Annotated in this window: 21 protein-coding genes; 10 read left to right on the plus strand and 11 right to left on the minus strand. The window is 70.0% G+C overall.

What is annotated here, in order from left to right:
* The first annotated feature begins 526 nt into the window (after positions 1–526).
* Positions 527–1,321, plus strand: coding sequence for a dienelactone hydrolase family protein (locus tag IB242_RS02160; RefSeq protein WP_225539954.1), 795 nt, complete (start codon positions 527–529; stop codon positions 1,319–1,321).
* Positions 1,314–1,874: an invasion associated locus B family protein gene (locus tag IB242_RS02165; RefSeq protein ID WP_192275550.1), complete on the plus strand. Its 561-nt coding sequence runs from the start codon at positions 1,314–1,316 to the stop codon at positions 1,872–1,874. Before IB242_RS02160 ends, IB242_RS02165 begins: the two co-directional genes overlap by 8 nt.
* A gap of 50 nt (positions 1,875–1,924) precedes the next feature.
* On the opposite strand, the gene IB242_RS02170 is transcribed toward IB242_RS02165, so the two are convergent.
* Positions 1,925–2,179 (minus strand): helix-hairpin-helix domain-containing protein, encoded by a 255-nt coding sequence (locus tag IB242_RS02170; RefSeq protein ID WP_192275551.1) that lies wholly within the window; start codon positions 2,177–2,179, stop codon positions 1,925–1,927.
* The gene (locus tag IB242_RS02175; protein WP_192275552.1) at positions 2,179–3,177 is read right to left on the minus strand and encodes a polyprenyl synthetase family protein; all 999 of its coding nucleotides are present in this window, start codon (positions 3,175–3,177) and stop codon (positions 2,179–2,181) included. Before IB242_RS02175 ends, IB242_RS02170 begins: the two co-directional genes overlap by 1 nt.
* A gap of 150 nt (positions 3,178–3,327) precedes the next feature.
* On the opposite strand from IB242_RS02175, the gene IB242_RS02180 reads away from it, so the two are divergent.
* Positions 3,328–3,876: a single-stranded DNA-binding protein gene (locus IB242_RS02180; protein WP_192275553.1), complete on the plus strand. Its 549-nt coding sequence runs from the start codon at positions 3,328–3,330 to the stop codon at positions 3,874–3,876.
* A gap of 173 nt (positions 3,877–4,049) precedes the next feature.
* On the opposite strand, the gene IB242_RS02185 is transcribed toward IB242_RS02180, so the two are convergent.
* From IB242_RS02185 to IB242_RS02195, 3 genes are all read right to left on the minus strand, one after another.
* Entirely contained in the window at positions 4,050–4,442 is a 393-nt protein-coding gene (locus tag IB242_RS02185; RefSeq protein WP_192275554.1) for a diacylglycerol kinase, read from the minus strand.
* A gap of 197 nt (positions 4,443–4,639) precedes the next feature.
* Entirely contained in the window at positions 4,640–5,872 is a 1,233-nt protein-coding gene (locus tag IB242_RS02190; protein ID WP_192275555.1) for a HAMP domain-containing sensor histidine kinase, read from the minus strand.
* A 25-nt stretch (positions 5,873–5,897) separates the two neighbouring features.
* Positions 5,898–6,593 carry a response regulator transcription factor gene (locus IB242_RS02195; protein WP_192275556.1) on the minus strand — a complete coding sequence of 232 codons (696 nt, stop codon included), beginning with the start codon at positions 6,591–6,593 and terminating at the stop codon, positions 5,898–5,900.
* Positions 6,594–6,688: 95 nt separating this feature from the next.
* Between IB242_RS02195 and IB242_RS02200 the strand changes: the two genes are divergently transcribed.
* Positions 6,689–8,317: a phosphoethanolamine--lipid A transferase gene (locus IB242_RS02200; protein WP_225539956.1), complete on the plus strand. Its 1,629-nt coding sequence runs from the start codon at positions 6,689–6,691 to the stop codon at positions 8,315–8,317.
* A gap of 58 nt (positions 8,318–8,375) precedes the next feature.
* Here the strand turns inward: IB242_RS02200 and IB242_RS02205 are convergent, their stop codons facing one another.
* The 3 genes from IB242_RS02205 to IB242_RS02215 form a co-directional block, all read right to left on the minus strand.
* Positions 8,376–9,287: an alpha/beta fold hydrolase gene (locus IB242_RS02205; protein WP_192275558.1), complete on the minus strand. Its 912-nt coding sequence runs from the start codon at positions 9,285–9,287 to the stop codon at positions 8,376–8,378.
* A 789-nt stretch (positions 9,288–10,076) separates the two neighbouring features.
* On the minus strand, positions 10,077–11,360 hold the full coding sequence (locus IB242_RS02210; protein ID WP_192275559.1) for a HAMP domain-containing sensor histidine kinase: 1,284 nt from the start codon (positions 11,358–11,360) through the stop codon (positions 10,077–10,079).
* On the minus strand, positions 11,357–12,049 hold the full coding sequence (locus IB242_RS02215) for a response regulator transcription factor (RefSeq protein ID WP_192277631.1): 693 nt from the start codon (positions 12,047–12,049) through the stop codon (positions 11,357–11,359). Before IB242_RS02215 ends, IB242_RS02210 begins: the two co-directional genes overlap by 4 nt.
* A gap of 154 nt (positions 12,050–12,203) precedes the next feature.
* Between IB242_RS02215 and IB242_RS02220 the strand changes: the two genes are divergently transcribed.
* Entirely contained in the window at positions 12,204–14,225 is a 2,022-nt protein-coding gene (locus IB242_RS02220) for an LTA synthase family protein (protein ID WP_225539958.1), read from the plus strand.
* Here the strand turns inward: IB242_RS02220 and IB242_RS02225 are convergent.
* Positions 14,175–15,086, minus strand: a complete 912-nt coding sequence (locus tag IB242_RS02225) for an EamA family transporter (RefSeq protein WP_192275560.1) — start codon at positions 15,084–15,086, stop codon at positions 14,175–14,177. The genes IB242_RS02220 and IB242_RS02225 overlap by 51 nt on opposite strands.
* On the minus strand, positions 15,083–16,267 hold the full coding sequence (locus IB242_RS02230; RefSeq protein WP_192275561.1) for an MFS transporter: 1,185 nt from the start codon (positions 16,265–16,267) through the stop codon (positions 15,083–15,085). Before IB242_RS02230 ends, IB242_RS02225 begins: the two co-directional genes overlap by 4 nt.
* A gap of 108 nt (positions 16,268–16,375) precedes the next feature.
* Between IB242_RS02230 and IB242_RS02235 the strand changes: the two genes are divergently transcribed.
* Entirely contained in the window at positions 16,376–16,879 is a 504-nt protein-coding gene (locus IB242_RS02235; protein WP_225539960.1) for a MarR family transcriptional regulator, read from the plus strand.
* Between the two features lie 349 nt (positions 16,880–17,228).
* Here the strand turns inward: IB242_RS02235 and IB242_RS02240 are convergent, their stop codons facing one another.
* Complete coding sequence (locus IB242_RS02240) at positions 17,229–18,956, minus strand: peptide MFS transporter (protein ID WP_225539962.1); 1,728 nt, start codon at positions 18,954–18,956, stop codon at positions 17,229–17,231.
* Between the two features lie 378 nt (positions 18,957–19,334).
* On the opposite strand from IB242_RS02240, the gene IB242_RS02245 reads away from it, so the two are divergent.
* The 4 genes from IB242_RS02245 to IB242_RS02260 all read left to right on the plus strand — a co-directional run bounded on the left by IB242_RS02245 (position 19,335) and on the right by IB242_RS02260 (position 24,811).
* Complete coding sequence (locus tag IB242_RS02245; protein ID WP_192275563.1) at positions 19,335–21,506, plus strand: S9 family peptidase; 2,172 nt, start codon at positions 19,335–19,337, stop codon at positions 21,504–21,506.
* Between the two features lie 73 nt (positions 21,507–21,579).
* Positions 21,580–22,842, plus strand: a complete 1,263-nt coding sequence (locus tag IB242_RS02250; RefSeq protein ID WP_192275564.1) for a DUF819 family protein — start codon at positions 21,580–21,582, stop codon at positions 22,840–22,842.
* Positions 22,843–22,945: 103 nt separating this feature from the next.
* Entirely contained in the window at positions 22,946–24,202 is a 1,257-nt protein-coding gene (locus IB242_RS02255) for a DUF819 family protein (RefSeq protein WP_192275565.1), read from the plus strand.
* Between the two features lie 168 nt (positions 24,203–24,370).
* The gene (locus tag IB242_RS02260) at positions 24,371–24,811 is read left to right on the plus strand and encodes a roadblock/LC7 domain-containing protein (RefSeq protein ID WP_192275566.1); all 441 of its coding nucleotides are present in this window, start codon (positions 24,371–24,373) and stop codon (positions 24,809–24,811) included.
* The last annotated feature ends 26 nt before the right edge of the window (positions 24,812–24,837 follow it).

Genomic DNA, 24,837 nt, shown 5'->3' on the forward strand with positions numbered 1-24,837 from the left:
TGGCGGTCGGCCTCGAGCGGCCTCCTACGGATTAGGCTCAGCACGCGGTCAGCCACGGCCGATCGCGGTCACGGTAACCGTGCGACGGCACGCTGCCGTAGGAGGGGCCGCAGCCCCGACCACCCTCCCGCCGCCGCGGCGGATGCATGAAGGCAGGTGCGGCCACTGCATGCCCCGACATGGCGGTCGGCCTCGAGCGGCCTCCTACGGATTAGGCTCCGCACGCGGTCGGCCGCGGCCACCCGCGGTCACGGCAACCGTGCGACGCCACGTCCGCTGTAGGAGGGGCCGCAGCCCCGACCACCCTCCCGCCGCCGCGGCGAGCACCCCACCACCACGGGCGGCATACGTGAGCCAGGCGAGGCGGCCGTCCTCCAACCGTCGTCTCGACTTCGCATCAGTCCCCGATGCAGCTCCACCATCGCAGGCGATCCGGTCCGACATCGATCCGGGATCGATCCGGCGTGATGCCGCGCCATGACCGCCCACCCGCTAGACTCCGCCCATCCACCGACGGAGTCATGCCATGCGCCTGCCGATCCTCGCTGCCCTCTCCAGCGCCATCCTCGCCACGATGGCGTTTTCTGCCAGCGCCGCCATGCGCACCCAGCCGGTCGAATGGAGCAACGGCGCCGAGCGTTTCAGTGGCGTGCTGGTCTACGACGACAGCAGCGACGACGCGCGTCCTGGCCTGGTGATGGTGCCGAACTGGAAGGGCGTCAGCCCGGCATCGGTCGAAACCGCCAAGCGCCTGGCCGGCGACGATTACGTGGTGCTGGTGGCCGATGTCTACGGCAAGGATGTGCGGCCGAAGACCGATGCCGAGGCCGGGCCGGTGGCGAGCAGGCTGCGTGGCGACCGCCCGCTGCTGCGCACGCGCACCGCGCAGGCGCTGGAGGTGCTCAAGCAGCAGGCCGGCAGCGCGCCGCTGGATGCGTCGAAGCTCGGCGCGGTCGGCTACTGCTTCGGCGGCACCGCGGTGCTGGAACTGGCGCGCGCCGGTGCACCGCTGGCCGGCGTGGTCAGCCTGCATGGCGCGCTCGGCACCGACCTGCCGGCCGGGCAGGGTGCGGTGAAGGCACCGCTGCTGGTACTCAACGGTGCAGCCGACACCTATGTGAGCGCCGAGGAGATCGCCGGCTTCGGGAAGGAGATGGATGCGGCAGGTGCCGACTGGCAGTTCGTCAACTTCAGCGGCGCGGTGCACTGCTTCGCCGAAGCCGATGCCAACAGCGGCCCGGGCTGCCAGTACGACCCGCGCGCGGCTGCGCGTGCCTACCGCATGCTCGACGGCTTCTTCGACGAGCGCTTCGATGACTGAGGCGCGCATGCGGCATCGCACCCGCCCACGCGCCTGTCTGGCACGTGGCCTCACCGCTGTGTTCCTGCTGCTCGCCGGCAGCCCGGTCGCCTTCGCGCAGCCGCAGTCCGATGCCGGCACCGGCGGCACCCGCGCCGCGCATGGCGCGTGGTCGCTGCTGTGCGGGCCGCCGGTCGGCAGGGCGTCCGACGACTGCGCGCTGGTGCAGGAAACACGGCTGGCCGAACGGCCCGACGTGACCATCAGCGCGATCGTGATGAAGATGCAGCGCCCCGCCGACATGCGCGTGCTGCGGCTGCGTACGCCGCTGGGCGTGCTGCTCGACAGCGGAGTGGAACTGGAAATCGACGGCCGCGCGGTCGGGCAGTTGCCGTTCAACCGCTGCTACAGCGAGGGCTGCTACGTGGAAGTGCCGCTGGATCCGGAGCTGCTGGCCGACCTGCGTGCCGGCAGCCAGGTGCGGCTGGGCATGCGCGAGTTCGAGGCGCCGGCTCGCGTGTACCTGCCGCTGGACCTGTCCGGATTCGGCGAAGGTTACGACGCCTTGCCCTGAGCGGGCTGCACGCCGCGCGTGGTGCTCATGCGCCGCGCCGCAGAAGGCGCTCAGGCTGCAGGTGCCACCGCAGCCTGCGCCGCCGCGATCGCCCCGGCAATCGCCGCCCGCGACTGCGGGCTGTTGCGCCAGCAGGTGGTGCCGAGCATCGCCGCGACCTGGCCGGTGATGTCCTCCACGCTCGCGTCGGCCAGTTGCGCCAGCGAGCGGTAGCCGATCTGCTCCAGCCGCGCGATCACCGTCGGGCCCACGCCTCTGGTGGCGAGCAGCGCGTCGCGCTCGGCCGCACTGAAGCCTTCGGCCATCAGTGCGTGCGTTCCACCGCGTAGCGGGCCAGGCCACGCAGCGCGGCGGTGGCCTCGTTGTCCGGCAACGCGTCCAGCGCGGCTTCGGCCGCTGCGGCGAACTCGAATGCGCGCGCGCGGCTGTACTCGATGCCGCCGCTGGCCCGTATGGCGGCCATCGCTTCGGGCAGCGCGTCGCTGTCGCCCTGCTCGACGATGGCGCGCAGGCGCTCGCGGGTCGCGCCCTCGGCATGGGCGATGGCGTGGATCAGCGGCAGCGTGGCCTTGCCCTCGGCCAGGTCGTCGCCCAGGTTCTTGCCCAGGTCGGCAGCGTCGGCGGTGTAGTCCAGCACGTCGTCGGCGATCTGGAACGCGTAGCCCAGCGCCATGCCGTAGTCGTACAGCGCCTGCTGGGTGGCTTCGTCCGCGCCGGAGGCCAGCGCGCCCAGGCGGGTACCGGCGGCGAACAGCACCGCGGTCTTGCGCTCGATCACGCGCAGGTAGGCGGCCTCGTCGGTGTCCGGATTGCGTACGTGCAGCAGCTGCAGCACCTCGCCCTCGGCGATGCGGTTGGTAGTGTCGGCCAGGATCCGCATCACCGGCATCCGGTCCAGTTCCACCATCAGCTGGAAGCTGCGCGAGTACAGGAAATCGCCGACCAGCACGCTGGCCGCATTGCCCCAGATCGCGTTGGCCGTGCTGCGGCCGCGGCGCAGGTCGGACTCGTCCACCACGTCGTCGTGCAGCAGGGTGGAGGTGTGGATGAACTCGATGATCGCCGCCAGCTGGTGGTGGTCGGCGCCCGGGGTGCCGCAGGCGCGGCCGGCCAGCAGCACCAGCATCGGCCGCAGCCGCTTGCCGCCGGCCGAGACGATGTGCTCGGCGATCTGGTTGATCAGGACCACGTCCGAGGCCAGCCGGGTGCGGATCAGGGTATCGACCGCGGCCATGTCGGCGGCCGCCAGGGCCTGGATCTGCGGGAGCGTGGCGTGGGGACGGGCGGACTGATCGATTGCCATGGGAAAGCCTTGGGACGACGGGGAATTATAGGCCGGACGGGCTGACTTCTGACCCCGTTAATGGCGATGGACCGATGGCGGGGCCGGCCCCGGTATACTTCACTGCCCTTGCCCGGACCCGCCGGGCGACGAGAACGGAACCCCAAAGCTATGGCACGCGGCATCAACAAGGTCATCCTGGTCGGCAACCTCGGCAACGATCCCGACGTCAAGTACACCCAGGGCGGCATGGCGGTGACCCGTGTCAGCCTGGCCACCACCAGCGTCCGCAAGGACCGCGATGGCAACAACCAGGAACGCACCGAATGGCACCGCGTGGTGTTCTTCGGCAAGCTCGGCGAGATCGCCGGCGAGTACCTGCGCAAGGGCTCGCAGGTCTACGTCGAAGGCGAGATCCGCTACGACAAGTTCACCGGCCAGGACGGCGTGGAGAAGTACACCACCGACATCGTCGCCAACGAGATGCAGATGCTCGGCGGCCGCGCCGGCGGCGGCGAGGGCGGCGGCGGCTTCGAGCGCAGCGAGCGCCCGCAGCGATCGGCGGCCCCGCGTCGCGAGTACGGCGGTGGTGGCCAGGGCGGCCAGCAGTCCCGCGGCGGCAACGACTACGGCCAGGGCGGCGGCCAGCAGCGCAACGCGCCGGCCCAGCAGTCGGCTCCGCCGATGGACGACTTCGCGGACGACGACATCCCGTTCTGAGGCGGGTGCTGTCTGATGGAATGAAAAAGCCCGCGTCGAGCGGGCTTTTTCGTGGGCGGGATGCTGGGCGCTGTCTCCCGGGGGCTGTCCTGGCGCCTTGTCGGCAACAGTGTTTCCCGGCCCGGACCGGGTCTTCCTTCCAGGCGCCGGCGGCGTCGTGCCGCAGGCGCTGGCTAACCCAGCAGGATCGCCGCCCAGACCGCGGTCACCATCAGCAGGGCCGTGGTCTGTGCGGCGCTGCCCATGTCCTTGGCGTTCTTGGACAGCGGGTGGCGTTCCAGCGAGATGCGATCGACCACCGCTTCGATGGCGGAGTTGAGCAGTTCGGTCAGCAGGCTGATGAAACAGACCGCCAGCATCAAGGCACGCTCGACCGGGCTCACGTCGAGCACGCAGGCCACGACGATCAGCACGGCATGCAGGGCCAGCAGCTGTCGGAACGCGGCCTCGCCACGCACGGTGGCGAGGAAGCCGTCGCGCGAGTAACGCAGGGTGTGCAGGATGCGGCTGAAGCCGGTCTTGCCGTGCTGGTACTTGCCGGTGACGGCGGGGCGGGGCGATGACATGCACTCTCCTGGACGGCGCGGACAGCGCGCAGGATGGGGGCGGGCCTGTCAGAAAGTCGTCAGGCGCGGCGCCGTTGCATGGCGATCGCGCGTGGTGCCGGTGATCGTCGCGTCAGCGTGTGCGTGTGCGGGTGCGCCGATCCGCTGCGCACGATGAGACAGGCACTCCTGTGCAACGCGAACACCGGGTGTGGTCTTTACGGCGCGTCGCGCATGTCCAGGCTGAAACGGCAGCCCTGGTCCGAGCTGTCGACCGTCATGCGCCAGCCCAGATGCTCGACGATGCGCTGCACGATGGACAGGCCGAGGCCTTCGCCGCTCTGGCGGGCGCTGGGTGCGAAGCGTTGGAACTGCTGCGGGTCGATGCTGGGCGGCAGGCCCGGGCCGGTGTCGGCGATGACCAGCGTGGTGCCGTGCAGAGCGATGCGCACTTCGCCGGCATCCGTGTACTGGCAGGCATTGCGCAGCAGATTCCAGACCACGCTGCGCGCCAGTTCGGCGTTGGTGTGGACGTGGGCGTCCTGCGGTGCGTCCAGCACCAGCGCTACCGGCTTTCGTGCCAGCCAGGGCTGGCAGCGCGCCATGCACTCTTCGATCAATGGGCGCAGCGGCACCACGCTGCGGGCCAGGTTGTGCGGGTCGCGCGAGAGCAGCAGCAGGCAGGCCAGCTGGCGCTGCATCTCCTCGGTGGTACGCACGATGCGGTCGGCGCTGGCCACCAGATGGCTGTCGGGCGGCAGCTGGTGGACGATGGTCTCCGCCGCGCCGGCGATGATGGCAAGCGGGGTGCGCAGTTCGTGGCTGGCATCGCCCACGAAGCAGCGCTCACGCTGCAGGAACTGCTCGGTCTCGTCGCTGTGCTGCGCGAAGGCGCGCGCCAGCACGCCGATCTCGTCGCGCGCGTCCTGGAAGGGGAAGGGCTTCTGCCTGCGCTGCACCGCGTCCGCCAGGCGGGTGATGGGGGCGATGACCCGCTCGGCCGTCAAACGCCCGATCCAGAACGCGCAGAGGATGCACAGCAGGATGACCACCACCGCGTAGGCGTCGATCACGTGCTCCAGGTAGGCGTAATACGCGCCGTCCTGCAGCAGGTAATAGCGCTTCCCCGTGATGTCGAACACCATCAGGTGCCAGACGTCGGCCTCCTCCACGCTGTGGTAGCCCGGGGCGTACCTGCGCAGGTCCTCGGGCACGCTGCGCGCGTCGTAGAGACGGCTGCCTTCGGGCATGGCCGGCGTGACACCCGCGGCGATCTCGCCCTCCACCCGGCGCATCTCGCTGTGCAGGGTTTCGGAAATGACATAGGCGCGCAGCTCGTCGTAGTCGAGCTGTTCGGCCAGGACCACGAACCCCATCACCGCGACCATCAGCATCACGAACGACACCGTGATGCGCGTCCGCAGCGACATCGGGCTGAAAGCGGATTTCATGATGGTGGCCCTGCCGCCCCGGTGGTCAGGCCGACGCGGCCCTGCGCGCATCATGCAGGCGCCAGCCGACGCCGTGCACGGTTTCGATGAGGGCGGTGTCGAACCGCTTGTCGACCAGCTGGCGCAGCTCGTGGATGTGGGTGCGCAGCGCGCCGCTGTCGGGCGGGTCGTCGCCCCAGAGCAGGTACTCCATCTCCTGCTTGCGCACGACCTCCGGCGCGGCGCGCACCAGACACAGCAGCAGCTTGTGGGTGCTGGGGGTCAGGTCGATGGCCTGGCCCTGCCGGCAGGCCCGTGGTGCGCGGGTATCCACCTGCAGGTCGTCCCAGCCCAGGGTGCCCTGCACCTGGCGGCCCTGGGCGCGGCGCACCAGCGCCTTGATGCGCGCGTCCAGTTCCTTGAGCGAGAAGGGCTTGACCAGGTAGTCGTCCGCGCCGAGCGCCAGGCCCTGCACGCGGTCGTCGACCGGGTCGCGCGCGGTCAGCATCAGCACCGGTACCGGATTCTGGAACTCCTGGCGCAGCATCCGGCACAGGGCCATGCCGTCCAGCCGCGGCAGCATCAGGTCGAGCAGGATGGCGTCGTAGTCGTTCTGTGTGGCCAGGCGCAGGCCGCTGGCGCCATCGCGTGCATCGTCCAGCACGTAGCCCAGCGGTTCGAAGAAGGCGTAGAGGTTGGCCACCAGCTCCGGGTTGTCTTCGATGATGAGCAGGCGGGTCATGGTGGGCGGCATTCTAACAACATCCTGACAGGCGGTTTTCAAGACTGCGCGCGCTTTTTCACCGGGATTTGCGCGTGTTTCGACGATTGAGGTCTTTGCAGTTGCACCCCGTGCAGCTGACGTGGGCGGCTGCCTTCTTCTTCGCCACCATCGGCAATGTGGTGCTGTGGAGGACGCTGTGGTCGACGGTGGAGATCGACAGCCTGCGCAGCCTGCTGTTCTTCGTCAGCCTGCCGGTGTTCTTCTTCTGCCTGTTCAACCTGGCGCTGTCGCCTCTGCTGGCCCTGCCGTACGTACGCAAGCCGGTGCTCGCGTTGCTGGTGGTCGTCAGCGCCGGCTGCAGCTACTTCATGCTCCATTACAACGTGCTCATCGACCGCAGCATGGTGCAGAACTTCTTCGAGACCAACCAGGCCGAGCTCAGCTCGTACGTTTCCCTGCCGCTGCTGCTCAACATCCTGGTGCTCGGCGTGCTGCCGGCCGCACTGAGCGCCTGCCTGACCACACGCGCCGCCGGGCGCCCGCTGCGCAGCCTGCTGTGGTGGCTGGGCAACCTGCTGGCGACCTTGGCCGTGCTGGCCGTGGTCACCCTGCCGTTCTACAAGGACTACGCCTCGCTGCTGCGCAACAACCGCGAGATCCGCGACCAGGTGCTGCCGTTCAATTTCGTGCGCAACACCAATGGTTACCTGAAGCGCAAATACAGCGCGACCTCGCAGCCGCTGCGTACGGTGGCCGAGGACGCCACCCGGCCACAGAAGCCCAACGGTGCGCGGACCAGGCTGGTGATCGTCGTGGTGGGCGAAACCGCACGCGCCCGCAACTTCCAGCTCAATGGTTACGGGCGGGCGACCAATCCGGTGCTGTCGCAGCGTGACGACATCATCAGCTTCAGACACATGTCGTCCTGCGGGACGGCCACCGCCATTTCCGTGCCCTGCATGTTCTCGCGCATGGTCCGTCCGCAGTACGACGACGTGCGCGCGGCCACCGAGGAGAACCTGCTCGACATCCTGCAGCGCACGGGCGTCCACCTGCTCTGGCGCAACAACAACAACGGCGGCTGCAAGGGCGTCTGCGCCCGCGTACCGACCGACGACATGCCGGCGACGAAGGTCCCAGGCCTGTGCGTCAACAAGGACGGCACCTGTCTGGACGACGTGCTGCTGCACCGGCTGCGCGAGCGCATCGACGCGATGCCGGGCGATGCGCTGGTCGTGCTGCACCAGATGGGCAGCCACGGGCCGACCTACTTCGAACGCTATCCGGCGGACAGCCGCGCTTTCGCCCCCACCTGCGACAGCAACCAGATCCAGAAGTGCAGCAACGCCGCGCTGACCAACACCTACGACAACACGCTGGTCTACACCGACCGCATGCTGGGCAGGACCATCGACCTGCTGCAGGACTACGCGGAGCAGCGCGACGTGGCGATGCTCTACGTGTCCGACCACGGCGAATCGCTGGGCGAACGCGGCATGTACCTGCACGGCACCCCGTACATCATCGCGCCCGACGAGCAGACCCGGGTGCCGATGGTGATGTGGTTCTCGCCGGAGTTCGCCCGCAACGCGCAGCTCAACCTGGATTGCCTGCGCTACCGCGCCGACAACCGCGAGTACAGCCACGACAACGTCTACCACTCCATGCTCGGCCTGTTCGATGTGCGCAGCAGCGTGTACGAGCGGGAGCTGGATGTGTTCGCGGCGTGCCGAAGGGGGTGAGTCCGGCGACTGCGCCGCGGCGGTACCGCCTTGCGTGCCTTGGCACCGGTGCGCTGGATCAGAACCAGTCGCCCAGCGCGTCCGGGTAGTCCGCCGGCAGCAGGTGGCCACCGGCGAACCGGACGTGGCGCTTGTCCTCAGTCGGCAACGCGTCGAACAGGGCGCGGTTCTGCGCCGCGCTGGCGTATTCGTCGTCGTCCGCACTGAGCAGCCAGACCTTTTTTCCGACCAGGCCAGCCGCCGCATTGCGCGGCGAAGCGATGGCGACCTTGTCGTCCAGGTGCGGCGGCACGATGGCCAGCACCGCGTCGACGCGGTCGTCCATGCCGCCCAGCAGCAGGGCCATCTGCGCGCCCATGCTGTAGCCGGCGACGTTGATGCGGCCGCTGTCCAGCTGCGGCTGGGTCTGCACCCAGTCCAGCAGCAGCCGGTAGTCGCGCACGCTGTCGACGATCATCCGCTCGTAGGGTTCGCGCTTTCCCCACAGATGCAGGTCTTCCATCACCTGCAGCACGGTGTGGTCCAGATCCTTGCGCACGCCATGGTTGCGCGCGTCCACCGCCAGCACCGCGTAGCCGCGCTGCAGCGCCAGCTCGGTGATGCGGTGCGTGTTCTCCCGCGTGGCGCCGCCCTTGTGCTCGCCGTGCCACCAGCGGTAGTGGCTGCGCCCCAGTGCATGCAGGCCGATCAGCACCGGGTAGGGCGCGTCGGCCCGTGCCGGATCGCCGGGATAGAGCAGGCGTCCGGACAGCGGGCTGCCATCCAGGCCCGGCAGTTGCAGTTCGATGCCGTGCACGGTGCCGCTGCCGTCCAGCGGCGTCAGCTGCGCCTGCAGCATGGCCGGCCTCTCGTACGCGTAGCCGGCGCGCATCTGTTCGGGCGTGATGGCGTAGGGCTTGAGCGCGAACAGCCACCACCAGAGCACCCCCAGCAATGTCGCCAGACCCACGAGGCCTGCCAGGACCTTCATCACGGCACGTCGGCTGATGCGCATTCGAACCTCTCTCGGGTTTTCGTCGCGGTGCGGTGCCGGCGACGAGGGGTGGTAGGGACGTGGACCGGCAACGCATGACGGCGTGCGGACTGCCATGCCGAAGCGGTTGCGTGCGGGAACACATCCAGCCTGGGGTGCGGCCTTCAAGAAAAGCTCAAACGCGATCGGGTGCAGGCGACGGCGTGGCCCGCGCGCATCCGATCGCCGGTGTCCGGCGGCGGACGCAACAGTGTGTTGGTGTCCCGCAGGCTGCCGGAGGTGTGCGGGTCAGCATCGCGCGATGCCAGGAGAGTGCAGGCGCGTGACGCAGATGCATCCGCCGTGTCCAGGCGATGCTGCCGGTGGCGAAGGCCGACGCGGCCAGCGGCTGTCGGTGTGCGGCGCTGGCCGTTTCGCGCGTACGTGGGCAGCCGGACGTAGCTGCGCGGTGGAGGCGGACGAAGCGCGCACGCACGGAAGCCTTCATGGCAGGGCGTCCGGTCTGCATGAGTCCGGATGATCGCCGGGACCACGCCAGGCCTCCCGCCGCGTCCCGACACCATCGGCGCAACGTCTGGCGGGTGGCAGCCGTCGGCGGTGCGCACGCTGTGTAGCGGACGGCGCCGAGCCGGGAGGCCGCGAATGGAGCGCTTGCGCCCTGGCGGTATCGACGGCGGGGGATCGACCGCGGTGGGGCCGTCGGCGCCGTGGCACGGTCGGGACAGGAGGTGAGCGTCGCATCGCCGGCTCGCGCCTGCGATCGCCCGCGTGCCCACGTTGATCACGTCACGCTGTCGCGTCCCGCCGCAGCCGCAGCGTGGCCGTCGTGCCGCGTTCCGGATCGGACTGGATGTCCAGCGACCAGCCGAGGTGTTCGCAGACCCGGGCGATCAGTTCCAGGCCGATGCCGTCGCTGGTGGGCTCGCCGGTGCGGGCCAGGCGCGAATAGATCGCGCTGATCTGCTCGGGCGTCATGCCGTGGCCGGGGTCGCGGATGACGACGGTGGCGTCCGACTGCAGGACCACGTCGATGCGGCCGTCGTCGCTGTGCTCGATGGCGTTGCGCAGCAGGTTGCCCACGGTGGCGCGGACCACGCCGGGCGGGGCGATGATGGTGCAGGGCGCGGGTGCTTCCAGCGCGATCTGCAGGGCCTTGTCGCGGGTGAGGTGGCGATGGTCGTCGATGATGGCCGGCAGCAGGCCGGCCAGTTCGATCGGCTGGTTGGCCTGGGCCAGCCGTGCCGGATCCTTGGCCAGGGCCAGCAGCAGGGCGACCATCTGGTTCATGTCGGCCGCGGTGCGCTGGATGCGGCCCAGCTGGTGGGCGGTGGCGGCAGGGACGTCGGCGGACGCCAGGGCCAGTTCGGCGGCACCGGTCATCACCGCCAGCGGCGTGCGCAGTTCGTGGCTGGCGGTGTTGATGAAGGTGCGCTCGCGCTCGACGAAATGCTCGTTGCGCTGCAGGTAGTCGTTGAGCGCGCCGGCGATCACCAGCAGCTCCGAACTGGCCGGAGCGCCCGGCACGATCCGCTGGCCGCTGCGGTCGGGGCTGAGCATGGCGATGTCGGCGGCCATCGTGGTGAGCGGGCGCAGTGCACGGCCCAGGCCCAGCGCCATCAGGCCACCCATCAGCGTGACCAGGGCGACGGCCGAGCCGAGGATGAACAGGGTGAGGCGGTCTTCCTCGCGTTCCATTTCGGTGATGTCGAGGGTCAGCACATGGCGGATGCCGTCGACATGCTTGATCAGCACCAGGATCTCGGTGCCGTCGGGCATCTCGACCTCGTCGTGGATGCCGTCGGGCAGGGTGTCGACGATCGCAGGCGGTGGCGTGCCGCTGCCGTCGATGTACAGGCGCAGGCTGTCCGAGTCGCTCCAGCGGTAGGCCGGGTCGCTGGCGCGGCGCTCCATGTGCCGTTCGAACTCGGTCTGCAGCAGCGAGTCCCAGAGCAGGCGCTCGGCGTACTCGTTGACCAGGAAGCCGTGCAGCGACACGCCGGCGGCCAGCAGCAGCGCGTAGGCGCCCAGCCAGTACAGGATGCGGGTGCGCAGGCTGTGCGCGGTCTTCATGCGGCGGGCCGCGGGTCGGTGGGCACGGCCAGCCGGTAGCCGAAGCGCGGCAGGGTCTGGATCAGCTTGGTCTCGAACGGGCCGTCGACGCTGCGGCGCAGCTCGTAGACGTGCGAGCGCAGCATGTCGCCATCGGGCGGCGCATCGCCCCACAGCGCGTGTTCGAGCTGCTGGCGCTCGACCGCTGCGGGGCTGGCCTGCATCAGCAGTTCCAGCAGCTTGCGTCCGGCCGGGTACAGGTGCAGCGGCTGGCCGGCGCGGCTGGCTTCCAGGGTGTCCAGATCCAGTCGCAGGTCGTGCACCTGCAGCGTGCGCGGCGTCCGCCGTCCTCGCGCACGGACCAGCAGCGCCTCCAGCCGGACCTCGAGCTCGGGCAGGGCGAAGGGCTTGGTCAGGTAGTCGTCCGCGCCGGCGCGGAAGCCGGCGATCTTGTCCGGCAGCTCGTCGCGGGCGGTCAGCATGATCACCGGCGTGTCGACCGCATGCTCGCGCAGCCGCTTGAGCAGCGCGCAGCCATCCAGCCGCGGCAGCATCCAGTCCAGGATGATCGCGTCGTAGGACTGGGTCACCGCCAGGTGCAGCCCGACGATGCCATCGGGCGCGGCATCCATCTCGTGGCCGCGTGCCTCGAAGTACTCGAACAGGTTGCCGACCAGGTTGCGGTTGTCCTCGACCACCAGCAGGCGCATCGGCATCTCCAGGCAGGGCGACGGCATGGGCGCATGATACGGCGCGCGTCGCCGGCGCTCCGACATCTCTCCGACACGTTTCCGATCCGCTTCCGACATGCCCGCGCCGATGCTGCGCGCCGCCGCGGCCTGCGCGGGAGAGTGGAGTGGATGCATGCGCATGGACCTGGCCGGGCCGATCGGCCGGCTGAAGCCGGTGCTCGGGATGTTCGTGCTGGGGCTGGGCGTGCTGGGCGTCTCGCGCCTGGCGCTGTCGCTGTGGAAGCACGCCGACGTGTCCGAGGCCGACGGCTGGGGACGGGTGCTTGCGCAGGGGCTGCGGGTGGACATCGCCAGCCTGTGCCTGCTGTACGTCCCGGTCGCGCTGGTGCTGCTGCTGGCGCCGGCGCGGCTGCGCGCCCGGGCGTGGTTCCGGCGCGCGGCGCTGCTGTGGCTGGCCGCGGCGATGACCGTGCTGCTGTGGCTGGAGCTGGCCACGCCGGGCTTCATGCAGGAGTACGGCCTGCGTCCGAACCGGGTGTTCGTCGAGTACCTGGTCTACCCCAGGGAAGTCCTGTCGATGCTGGTCGGCGGGCGGCCGCTGGAATGCGCGCTGGTGCTGCTGCTGACGATGGCCGGCGCCTGGGCCAGCCTGTGGCTGGCAGCGCGCTGGTGGAATGCGCCGCATGCCGGGCGCGATGGCGTGGTGGTCCGCTGCGCGCTGGCGGTGCTGGTGCTGGCCGTCGGCGTGCTCGGGGTGCGCTCCACGCTGGGCCACCGGCCGATGAATCCGGCGATGCTGGCCTTCAGCAGTAATCCCACGGTCAACGCGCTGCCGCTGAACTCGTTCTATTCGCTGGCGCATGCGCTGCGCGACTGGCTGCAGCACGAGGAAACCGCGCAGGCGCTGTACGGTGCGCTGCCGGAGGCCGAGGTGGTTGCGGCGATGCGCGTCGACAGCGGGCTCGCGACGGGCGCGTTCACCGATCCGGCACTGCCCACGCTGGCCGCGCGCACGCCGATCTGGCAGGGACGTCCGCGCAACCTGGTGATCGTGCTGGAAGAGAGCCTGGGCGCGCAGTTCATCGGCAGCCTGGGCGGACGGCCGCTGTCGCCGCACTACGACCGGCTGAGCGCACAGGGCTGGGCATTCACCCGCCTGTATGCGACGGGCACGCGCTCGGTGCGGGGCATCGAGGCGGTGGTGTCGGGCTTCCCGCCGACGCCGGCGCAGGCGGTGGTCAAACGGCCCGACAGCCAGCAGGGGTTCTTCACCCTGGCCGACGTGCTGGCCCGCAACGGTTACGACACGACGTTCTACTACGGCGGCGAAAGCCACTTCGACAACATGCGCGGGTTCTTCCTGGGCAATGGCTTCAAGCGGGTGATCGAGCGGCGCGACCATCGCAACCCGGCCTTCGTCGGCTCCTGGGGCGTCTCGGACGAGGATCTGTTCGCGCGCGCGGACGAGGAATTCAGCAGCCTGCATGCGGCCGGCACGCCGTTCTTCGGCTTCGTGTTCACTTCCAGCAACCACGACCCGTTCGAGTTTCCAGAAGGCCGCATCGAGCCCTACGAACAGCCGCTGGCCACCCGCGACAACGCGGCGAAGTACGCCGACCACGCGCTGGGCGGGTTCTTCGAGCGGGCGATGGCCTCTGACTACTGGAAGGACACGGTGTTCCTGGTGGTCGCCGACCACGACTCGCGGGTGTTCGGGCGCGACCTGGTGCCGGTGGACAACTTCCATATCCCGGGCCTGATCCTGGGCGGCGGCATCGCGCCGCGGACCGATGCGCGCATCGCCAGCCAGATCGACCTGGGCCCCACGCTGCTGTCGCTGGTCGGCATCGATGACCCGACGCCGATGACCGGCCGCGACCTGTCCGATCCGGCGATGACCCTGCCCGGTCGCGCAGTGATGCAGTACGACCGCAACTTCGCCTGGCTCCAGGACGAGGACGTGGTGGTGCTGCAGCCGCAGAAAGCGCCCGCGCAGTTCCGTTACGACCGCGCCGGTGGACGCCTGCTGCCTGCACCGGTGTCGCCGCCGCTGGTGCGGCAGGCGCAGATGCAGGCGCTGTGGGGATCGCTGGCCTACGCCCGTGGCTGGCACCGGCTGGTGCCGCGCACCGGCGCCGTGGCGTCAACCGGCGATGCGGTGCGAGCCGAGGCCGGCGTCGCCCTGCGGCCGTGAGGATCGCGGCCGTGCCAGCCACTGCACGGCCAGCACACTGCCGAGCACCAGTGCCAGACCGGCCAGCGCCGTGCCGGTCATCGCCTGGCCGAGCACGCTCCAGCCCAGCAGCACCGCGGTCAGCGGGCTGAGCAGTCCCAGCGATGCGACCGCCACCGGCGGCAGGCGGGCGACACCGCGGAACCACAGCGCGTAGGCCAGCAGCGCACCGGCCAGTGACAGGTAGGCGTAGGCGCCCAGCTGGGACAGCGTCAGCACCGGCAGGCGTTCGCCGCTCAGCCAGACCGCCGGCAGCAGCAGGGCGCCGCCGAGCAGCAACTGCCAGCCGGTCGATGCCAGCACGGGCATGTCCAGCCGCCAGCGGTGCGCGAGCCAGGTGCCGGCGGCCATGCATGCCGCGCCCACCAGCGCGGCGGCGATGCCGACCGGTTCCCAGACCGTCTGTGGCGAAACCAGCAGGATCGCCATGCCGGCCACGCCGCTTGCCGATGCGATCACCGCCGCGGCGGCCGGACGCCGGTGGTCCACGACCCACGCCAGCAGCAGCACCAGCAGCGGCTGGATGGCGCCCAGCACCGCCGCCAGACCGCCGGGCAGGCGGTAGGCCGCCACGAACAGCAGGGCCTGGAACACACCGATGTTCAGCACCGCCAGCACCAGCAGACGCCAGCGGTCGGCGGCGCGCGGCAGGGACCGGGTCCAGGCCAGCAGCAGGAGCCCGGCCGGCAGTACGCGCAGCACTGCAGCGGTCAGGGGCAGGCCCGGCGGCAATCCGTGCGAGGTGACCAGATAGGTCGATCCCCAGATCGCCGGTGCCAGCGCGGTCAGCAGTACGTCGCGCCAGCGCGCGGACCGTGTCATGGGCCGATGCGCCGGTACGAGGCGGGCGAGAAGCGCAGGCCGAGCGCGACCAGCACCAGCGCGCCCGCCAGCATCACGACCCAGGCCTGGGTCAGGCTCGCGAACCGGTCGCGGAGCACGCCGGCCAGCAGCGGCATCGCACTGGCGATGATGTAGCCGCCGCCCTGCACGAAGGCGACCAGCAGGCCGGCCTGCGCCGGGTCGTCGATATGGTCGAGCGCGACGATCAGCGACAGCGGGAACAGCGCCCCGATGCCGACGCCGAGCAGCAGGCAGGCCGGCAGTGCCAGCGCTGCAGGCGCCGTGATCAGGCACAGCAGGCCGGCAATCAGCAGGAGCAGCACCGCAACGAGCGGCCCACGCCGGTCGGGGAAGCGGCCGATCCAGGCGGAGACCGCCAGACCGGCGGCGACTTCGGCCAGCGTGAGGCCGCCGAGCAGGAAGCCGGCCGCCGCCGGTGACCAGCCCAGTCCCGTGTAGAACGGAGGCAGCCAGGCCAGTACCAGCGTGTACGCGCCGGTGCCGATGCCGAAGAAGACCAGCAGCGCCCATGCGCGCCGGTTGCGTCGGAACGCGCGCGGCGCCGCTGCCGTGGCCACCGCGTCTGCGGGCGTGCCGTTGGCCGTCCGCGCGCGTGCGGCCAGCCGCCACAGCAGCAGTGCCAGCAGTGCCGTCAGCGCCCAGGCCGCCAGCGCGGCCGGCCAGCCCCAGTGGGTGGCGAGGCCGGAGGCCGACATCGCCGCGATGGCCGCGCCTCCCATGATGCCGGTGGTGTAGAGCGCGAAGACGCTGCCGGCACGCGCGCCGAAGCGGGATTTGATGAAGGACGGCAGCAGTGTCTGCACCAGCGCGATGCCGATGCCCGCAGCCACTGCGGTGAGCAGCAGGCCATCGATGCCATGGACCGCAAGCCGGGCCACGCATGCGGCGAGTACCAGTGCGATACCCAGGCCGACACCGCGCCGCTCGCCCAGCCGGTCGGCGATCCAGCGCCCGCCCAGCGCACAGGCGCCCATCACGAACACCGGCAGGGCGGTTAGCAGGCTGGACAGCGTGTGCGAGGCACCGGTGTCGGCTTCGATCATGTCCAGCAGCGGGCCGATGGCGGCCAGGGCAGGACGCAGATTCAGCGCGACGGCGACGATCGCGATGGTCATCAGCCAGGGGCGGACATGCGCCATGTTTGCCTCGATGCAATATATCTTGATATCGAAATATATTCCTGCAGAATCATGGAAACAAGGCATCATGAGTGGGACGATGTCGAGCGATCAGGGAATGGAGGAGTGATGGTGGACCGAGCCGAACGCGCCAGGGCGCAATGGCAGCGCGAACGTCCGGACCTCGATGCGTCGGTCATGGCACTGGTCGGGCGCGTGATGGAAGCGGCGCACGTGCTGGATCGCGACTGGTTTTCGCCTTTGGCCGCACGCTTCGAACTGCATCGCGGCGAGTTCGACGTGCTGGCCACGCTGCGACGCAGCGGTGCGCCGTATGCGCTGACGCCGACCGGCCTGTACGAGAGCCTGATGCTGTCGTCTGGCGCGATGACCAGCCGCCTCGACCGGCTCGAACGCAAGGGCCTGATCGAGCGCATGCCCTCGCCCGAGGACCGGCGCAGCATCCTGGTCAGGCTCACGCCCGCCGGCCTGGCCCTGATCGACAGCGTGCTGCCACTGCACGTCGCCAACGAGCAGCAGGCAGTGGCCGCGCTCACGCGCAAGGAGCAGGCACAGCTCGATGCGCTGCTGGCCAAGTTGCTGACCGGGCTGCATGAGACGCCAGGAGACTGAGCCGGCGAGCAGGCGAGGTCGCGCTTGGCGTCGCCGGTGCGGTGCAAGGGCGGTTGCGCTCCTTCGGATCCGCGTTGCGGAGGGCGCCGACACACGCCGGCGCCAGCGTGCACCGGTGGCGCGGCGGCCGTGGCGATCCGTCCCGGTTCCCGCGACGCCGGCCGCGTATCGCCCGGGCGGAGGCAGCCCGGCGGCAGACGGTGCTCGCCGTCCTTTCCGATCGGCCGTCACCGCGCCGGGCCGCGCGACGCGCGGCTCGTCACCATGGGCGTGAGGCACACGCAGAAGGCCCGCATCGCTGCGGGCCTTCCGGACTTCTTTGGAGGGCATCGCCGGGGCGATGCGGCGATCAGCGCACGCCGTGCATCCAGCGGCGCACCAGCGGGGTCAGCACGAAGTAGGCCACGCCCGAGCCCACGCCGATCCACAGCATGATCTGGAACAGGTCGGCGTACTTCGCCGCGGCCACGGCCATGTCGATGGCCTCGCCCTCGGCGACCTCCAGCGAGGTCAGCTTGCCGAACTGCGCGGCCAGCACCTCCGAGTAGGCGGTGGCCAGCCAGAACGCGCCCATCATCAGGCCGACCACGCGCGCCACCGACAGCTGGGTGACCGCCGACAGGCCGATCGGCGACAGGCACATCTCGCCCAGTTCAAGCAGGAAATAGGCCAGCACCAGCCACCACACGCTGGCCAGCACGCCGCCGCCCGCGGTCTGCGCGGCCATCAGCAGCGGCACGAAGGCCAGGCCGGCGAAGATCAGGCCGATCGCCATCTTGGCCGGCTTGCTCGGGTTGAGCCCGCGCCTGTCCAGCCACGGCCACAGCCAGGAGAACACCGGCGCCAGCACCACGATGAAGAACGCGCCCAGGAAGGTCAGCGAGCCGGCGGTCTGCGGCACCAGCACCACGTCGTGCACCAGCGCGATGGCCAGCGCCAGCACCAGCGCCGCCGCCATCGTCCGGGCCAGGCCGGTGTTGCCGCGGTCGCTGGCGCGCAGTGCGATCACCATCAGTACCGGGCTGGCGCCCAGCGCGAAGATCGCCCACGGCACGCCCGGGGTGTAGCCGCCCGGCGTCAGGCCGAACAGGTCCTTGGTCAGCAGGCGGTCGGTGAAGGTGACCCACGAGCCGTAGGTCTGCTCGTACAGGGTGAAGAAGATCAGCACGCCGACGATCAGCACGACCAGCGCCAGCATCTGCTGCCGCTCGACCCGGTTGCAGTGCTTGACCAGGAACCACACGAACCAGGCCAGCAGGGCGATGGCGATCAGGTGCATCGCGCCATGCACGGTCCAGGTGCGCTGGATCAGCTGCCACACCACCAGCGCGCCGCCGAAGCTGCCCAGGTAGATCCACCATTCGCGGCTGAGCGGGCCGACCTTCTGCGCCAGCTTGGCCGGGTCGTTCGGCTCGGCGTGGCCGTACAGGTACTTCTGGCCCCACAGGAACACGATCAGGCCGGCGACCATGCCGATGCCGGCGGCGCCGAAGCCGTACTTCCAGCCGTAGGTCTCGCCGAGGAAGGCGCAGACCAGGCTGGCGAACAGCGCACCGACGTTGATGCCGGCATAGAACAGGGTGAAGCCCGAATCGCGGCGCGGATCCTCCGGCGCGTACAGCTTGCCGACGATGGTCGAGATGTTCGGCTTCAGGAAACCCACGCCCATGATGATCAGCGCCAGCGACAGGTAGAACACCTGCAGCGCGGCCTCGTCGCGGACCACCACGCCATCGACGATGCGCGCCTGTTCGCCCTCGAACGCCATGCCCAGATGCCCCAGCACCAGCAGCACAGCGCCCAGCACCACCGCCTTGCGCATGCCCAGGTAGCGGTCGGCCAGCAGGCCGCCGAGCACCGGGACCGCATAGACCAGGCCGCCATAGGCACCGAGCAGGTCGTAGCCGGCGTCGTCGCCGAACAGGTGGTACTTGAGGATGTACAGCAGCAGCAGCGCCTTCATGCCGTAGAAGGAGAAGCGCTCCCACATCTCGGTGAAGAAGCAGACGAACACGCCCTTGGGATGGCCGAGGAAGTCGTCGCTGGTGGCGGGGTAGGTCGGGGAAGTGGCGCCCAAGACTGCGCTCCGGAAAACGGTCAGCGGGCGAGTATAGACGCGCGTGGAACCCGGGGCCGCGGCTGCCATCGGCCATGCCCGCGCCGGGTGGCGCGCTGGCGTGCCGTGCACACGCGGCAGGCGCTGCGGACCGAAGCGCACCCGGCAAAGCGGGACGCGGCCACCCATCAGGCGCCACGCCAGCCACGTGCCGACCCCATGTCCGCCTGCGGCATGCCCGTCCGCAGCACGCACGATGCTGCGCTGCGCAACAGTCCGCCACCCGTGCATCGCCGCAGCGTTGCGCCGCGTCGCCGTGCCGCCGGCATGACCATCCGCCTTTGCGCCCGCCCCGCCGCCCGACCTACCATCCGGGGTTTGACCTTGCCGGAGACCCGGATGAAGCCCGTTCATTCCCTGCTGCTGCTCGGCCTGCTGGCCGCCGCGCCGGACCTCGCCACCGCCCAGGCGCGCGGCCTCGACGTGCGCGATCTGCAGGCGCTGGACCGCGTGTCCTCGCCGACCCTGTCGCCCGATGGCAGCCTGGTGGTGTTCGCCAAGCGCGAGATCGGCAAGGACCTGGGCAAGGCCAGCACCGGCCTGTGGATCCGCAACCTGCGCACCCGCGACATGGCTGGCCCGAAGCGGCTGACCCCGGTCGGCTGGAGCGTGAACTCGCCGAGCTTCTCGGCCGATGGCAGGACGGTCTACTTCCTCAGCAGCCAGGGTGGCAGCCAGCAGCTGTACGCGATCGCCGCCACCGGCGGTACGCCGCGGCAGGTCAGCCGCTATCCGCTGGATGTGGGCAGCTACAAGCTCAACCCGGACGACAGCCGCGTCGCGCTGAGCTTCGAGGTGTTCACCGACTGCGCGGCCGACCTGGCCTGCACGGTCGAGCGACTTGAACAGCGCGAGCAGTCCAAGGCCAGCGGCGTGGTCTACGACCAGCTGTTCGTCCGCCATTGGGACACCTGGGCCGACGGCCGCTACAACCAGCTGTTCGTCGCCGACCTGGATGCGAAGGGCGCCGGTGCGGTCAGCGCGGTCGGCCCGGTGGTCGGCGGCGTGCCCGGCAACGTGCCGTCGAAGCCGTTCGGTGGCGACGACGAGTACACCTGGGCGCCGGACGGCCAGTCGCTGGTGTTCTCCGCGCGCCTGGCGACCCGCGACGAGCCTTGGTCGACCAACTTCGACCTGTACCTGTACAAGCCCGGGCAGCCGCTGCAGAACCTGACCTTCGACGACCGCACCGCCGGTGCCGGCCCGTCGCCCAGCCCGGAGGGCAAGAACCGCGCCTGGGACACCGGCCCGGTGTTCAGCGCCGACGGCAGGACCCTGTACTACCGCGCGATGAAGCGTCCGGGCTTCGAGGCCGACCGCTTCGGCCTGATGGCGCGCGACATGGTCACCGGCGCGACCCGCGAGATCGCGCCGGACTGGGACCGCAGCGCCGACGGCATCGTGTTGTCGGCCGATGGCCGCACGATCTACACCACCGCGCAGGACACCGGCCAGCATCCGCTGTTCGCGGTGGACATCGCCGACGGCAAGGTGACCCGCGTGGTCGGGGACGGCTCGGTGACCTCCTTCGACGTGGCCGGCGACACCGTGGCGATGACCCGCAACACGCTGCGCACGAACGACGTGCTGGTGGTGGCCTCGCTGCGCGAGCACGCCGAGACCTCCGCACAGCGCGCCGATGGCCAGCACGTGGCCGGCGCGCTGCGCGCGATCACGCCCGAGGCCGGCGACCTGCTCGGGGACGTGCGCTTCGGCGAGTTCGAACAGTTCACCTTCGCCGGCTGGAATGGCGAGACCGTGCACGGCTACGTGGTCAAGCCGTGGAACTACGAGGAAGGCAGGCAGTATCCGGTCGCGTTCCTGATCCACGGCGGCCCGCAGGGCAGCTTCGGCAACGGCTGGAGCTACCGCTGGAATCCGCAGACCTATGCGGGCCAGGGCTACGCGGTGGTGATGATCGACTTCCACGGTTCCACCGGCTACGGCCAGGCCTTCACCGATGCGATCAGCGGCGACTGGGGCGGCAAGCCGCTCGAGGACCTGCAGAAGGGCTGGGCCGCGGCGCAGCAGAAGTATCCGTTCCTGGACGGCGACAGGGCCTGCGCGCTGGGCGCCAGCTACGGCGGCTACATGATCAACTGGATCGCCGGCAACTGGTTCGACGAAGCCGGCAACGCGCCGTTCAAGTGCCTGGTCAACCACGACGGCGTGTTCGACACCCGCTCGATGGGCTACGTGACCGAGGAGCTGTGGTTCACCGAGTGGGAGAACCGCGGCACGCCGTTCCAGAATCCGGAAGGCTACGAGAAGTTCAACCCGGTCAACCACGTCGCCAAGTGGCGCGTGCCGATGCTGGTGGTGCAGGGCGAGAAGGACTACCGCGTGCCGGTGGACCAGGGCCTGTCCACGTTCACCGCGCTGCAGCGCAAGGGCATCGAATCGAAGCTGCTGTACTTCCCCGACGAGAACCACTGGGTGCTCAAGCCGCACAACAGCGTGCTCTGGCACGACACGGTCAACGCCTGGCTCAAGCAGCACATCGGCCAGTAACGGCGACACCATGCAGTCCGGGGCCGGCCCAGCGCCGGCCCCGTCGTTTCAAGCCCCTGGAGAACACCCCTCGATGGCGATCGAATCCACCGCTCCCGCCGATCCGGCCCTGATCAGCAACGACATCGTGCTGTTCGGCCTGATCGCCGCCACCCTCGGCCTGATCTTCTGGCTGTCCAGCGGCCCCACGCCGTTCTGGAAGAAGGTCTTCACCTGGGTGCCGGCGCTGCTGCTGTGCTACTTCGTGCCGGCGTTCTACAACACCGTCGGCCTGATCGACGGCGAGAACAACAGCCTCTACAACCCCATCGCCAGCCGCATCCTGCTGCCGGCGGCGCTGGTGCTGCTGACGTTGTCGGTGGACCTGAAGGGCATCCTCAAGCTCGGCCCGCGCCTGCTGTTCGTGTTCATCGCCGGCACGGTGGGCGTGGTGCTCGGCGCGATCGTCTCGTTCCAGATCATGGAATGGGTGCACCCGCCGGCGGTGGCCGGCGACACCTGGAAGGGCATGGCCGCGCTGTCGGGCAGCTGGATCGGCGGCGGCGCCAACATGGTCGCCATCCGCGAGGTCTACGGTGTCGACGCGACCCTGTTCGGCCAGTTCGCGGTGGTCGACGTGGCCTTCGCCAGCCTGTGGATGGCCACGCTGCTGTTCCTGGCCAACCGCTCGGCGCAGATCGATGCGCGCAGCGGCGCCGACACCCGGGCGCTGGACGAGATGAAGGAGCGCATCGCCGCCTACGAGGCGGCCAATGCGCGCATTCCCACGCTGACCGACCTGATGGTCATCATCGGCCTGGCGTTCGGCGTGGTCGCCGCCGCCCACGCCATCGCCGCGCCGCTGGCCGCCTGGTTCGGCGCCAACGTGGCCAATGCCGCGCAGTTCAGCCTGGACTCGGCGTTCGTCTGGGTGGTGGTGCTGTCGACCGCTGCCGGCCTGGGCTTGAGCTTCACCCGCGTGCGCAAGCTGGAAAGCGCGGGTGCCTCGAAGCTGGGCACGGTGTTCCTGTACTTCCTGATCGCCTGCATCGGCATGCAGATGGACTTCATGAAGCTGGCCAGCCGGCCGGAGCTGCTGGCCATCGGCGGCATCTGGATGGCGGTGCACGTGCTGGTGATCTGGGCGGCGGCGAAGATGGTCAAGGCGCCGATGTTCTATTTCGGCGTCGGCTCGATGGGCAACATCGGTGCGGCCGCCTCGGCGCCGGTGATCGCCGCCGCCTTCCATCCCAGCCTGGCGCCGGTGGGCGTGCTGCTGGGCACGGTCGGCTATGCGACCGGCACCCTGATCGCCTACGGTATCGGCCAGATCCTGAGGGTGATGGCCGGGCAGTAGGCCGGCCGACCGCGGCGCGCCGGCCCGATGCGGCGGCGCGTGGCGGGGATGCACGTTCCAGCATGTTCGTTGTGTTGTGTCCCCGCCACCGACCGAGCCCCACATGGCCGCACCTGCCGTAGAACCGTCCGCCGCACTGATCGACAACGACATCGTCCTGTTCGGCCTGATCGCCGCCACCCTGGCGGCGATCTTCTGGACCGCCGCGCGCCCTTCGGGTCCGTGGAAGCGCTTCTACGGCGTGGTCCCGCCGCTGCTGCTGTGCTATTTCATCCCCGGCCTCTACAACACGGCCGGGCTGATCGACGGGGCCTCCAGCGCGCTGTACAACCCGGTCGCCAGCCGCGTGCTGCTGCCGGCCGCGCTGGTGCTGCTGACCCTGACCATCGACCTGCGCGGCGTGCTGCGGCTGGGGCCGAAACTGCTGGCGATGTACGCCGGCGCCTCGCTGTCGGTGATGGCCGGCGCCTTCGTCGCGTTCTGGGCGATGCGCCTGATCCATCCGGAAACCGTGGCCGGCGACACCTGGGCCGGCATGGCCGCGCTGGCCGGCAGCTGGATCGGCGGCGGCGCCAACATGGTGGCGATGAAGGAGATCTTCGCGGTCGACGAGACCACCTTCGGCCAGTTCGTCGTGGTCGATGTCGGTGTCGGCTATGTGTGGATGGCGGTGCTGATCTTCCTGGCCGGGCGCGCGGCGGCGATCGATGCGCGCAGCGGCGCCGACACCCGGGCGATCGAGGAACTGCGCGCGCGGCTCGCCAGCTACCAGGCCCAGCACGAGCGGGTGACCAGCCTGACCGATCTGATCCTGATCGTCGGCCTGGCCTTCGGCGTGGTCGGCCTGGCGCATGCGCTGGCCGGACCGGCCTCGGCCTGGTTCGGCGCCAATGTCGACTGGGCGCGGCGGGTCAGCCTGCACGAACCCTTCGTCTGGGTGGTGGTGCTGTCGACGCTGGCCGGCCTGGCCCTGAGCTTCACCCGCGCCCGCACGCTGGACGGGGCGGGCGCCTCGAAGATCGGCACCCTGCTGCTCTACATCCTGATCGCCTGCATCGGCATGCAGATGGACATCCTCGCGCTGGCCGACCGGCCCTGGCTGCTGCTGCTCGGCCTGATCTGGATCGGCGTGCACATCGTGCTGCTGTGGGGGCTGGGCCGGCTGCTAAAAGTGCCGTTCTTCTATCTGGCGATGGGCTCGCAGAGCAACATCGGCGGGCCGGCCTCGGCGCCGGTGGTGGCCTCGGTGTTCCATCCGGCGCTGGCGCCGGTCGGCGCGCTGCTCGGCGCGCTCGGCTACGCGACCGGGACGGTGGCCGCGTATCTGGTGGGGATCGGTCTGCGGGCGATGGCGACCTAATAGCCACATCGACGCGACGGCGCAATCGGGGGATTCCCGACGCCGCATGCCGGAAACACGGCTGTAATGTGAATGGAATCACGTGCTTGCCGCGACATCGGTCGGGGCAGGCCGCATAATTCGCGCCCTCGGATCGGCGCGCATGCCATCCAACGCATGGAGTCGGGTGTGCAGCGCGATACGGTGCAGAAGGTGGTCAACGCGATGGGCGACGTGCAGCGCGAGCGCGCGCTGGTCGACCAGCAGGCCGTGGCCGCCGAATTCGCCCGCGCGGTCGAGCGCACGCCGGGCATCTCCATGCTGCTGCTGACCACGGCCGATGGCCGCGCGCTGGCCGACTGGTCGACCCTGAGCGCCGATCCGCGCCGCCTGTCGGCGATGACCAATTCCTTCCTGACGCTGGGCGAGACCGTGGCCAAGGAGCTCGGTCTGGCCTCGGCCGATTACGCGACCATCGCCACCCGGCAGGGCAACATGGTCCTGATCCGGATCGAGCACGCCCGGCCGCTGACGCTGGCGGCGATGGCGACCTTCGATACCAACGCCGCGGTGCTGCTGTTCGCCGCGCGCGACTGCGCCGCGCGCATCAAGGCGCTGCTGCCGGCCTGACGCCGGAACGCGCTGGTACGCAGGTG

This window comes from Xanthomonas sp. XNM01, assembly GCF_014851915.1.
Classification (GTDB): domain Bacteria; phylum Pseudomonadota; class Gammaproteobacteria; order Xanthomonadales; family Xanthomonadaceae; genus Pseudoxanthomonas.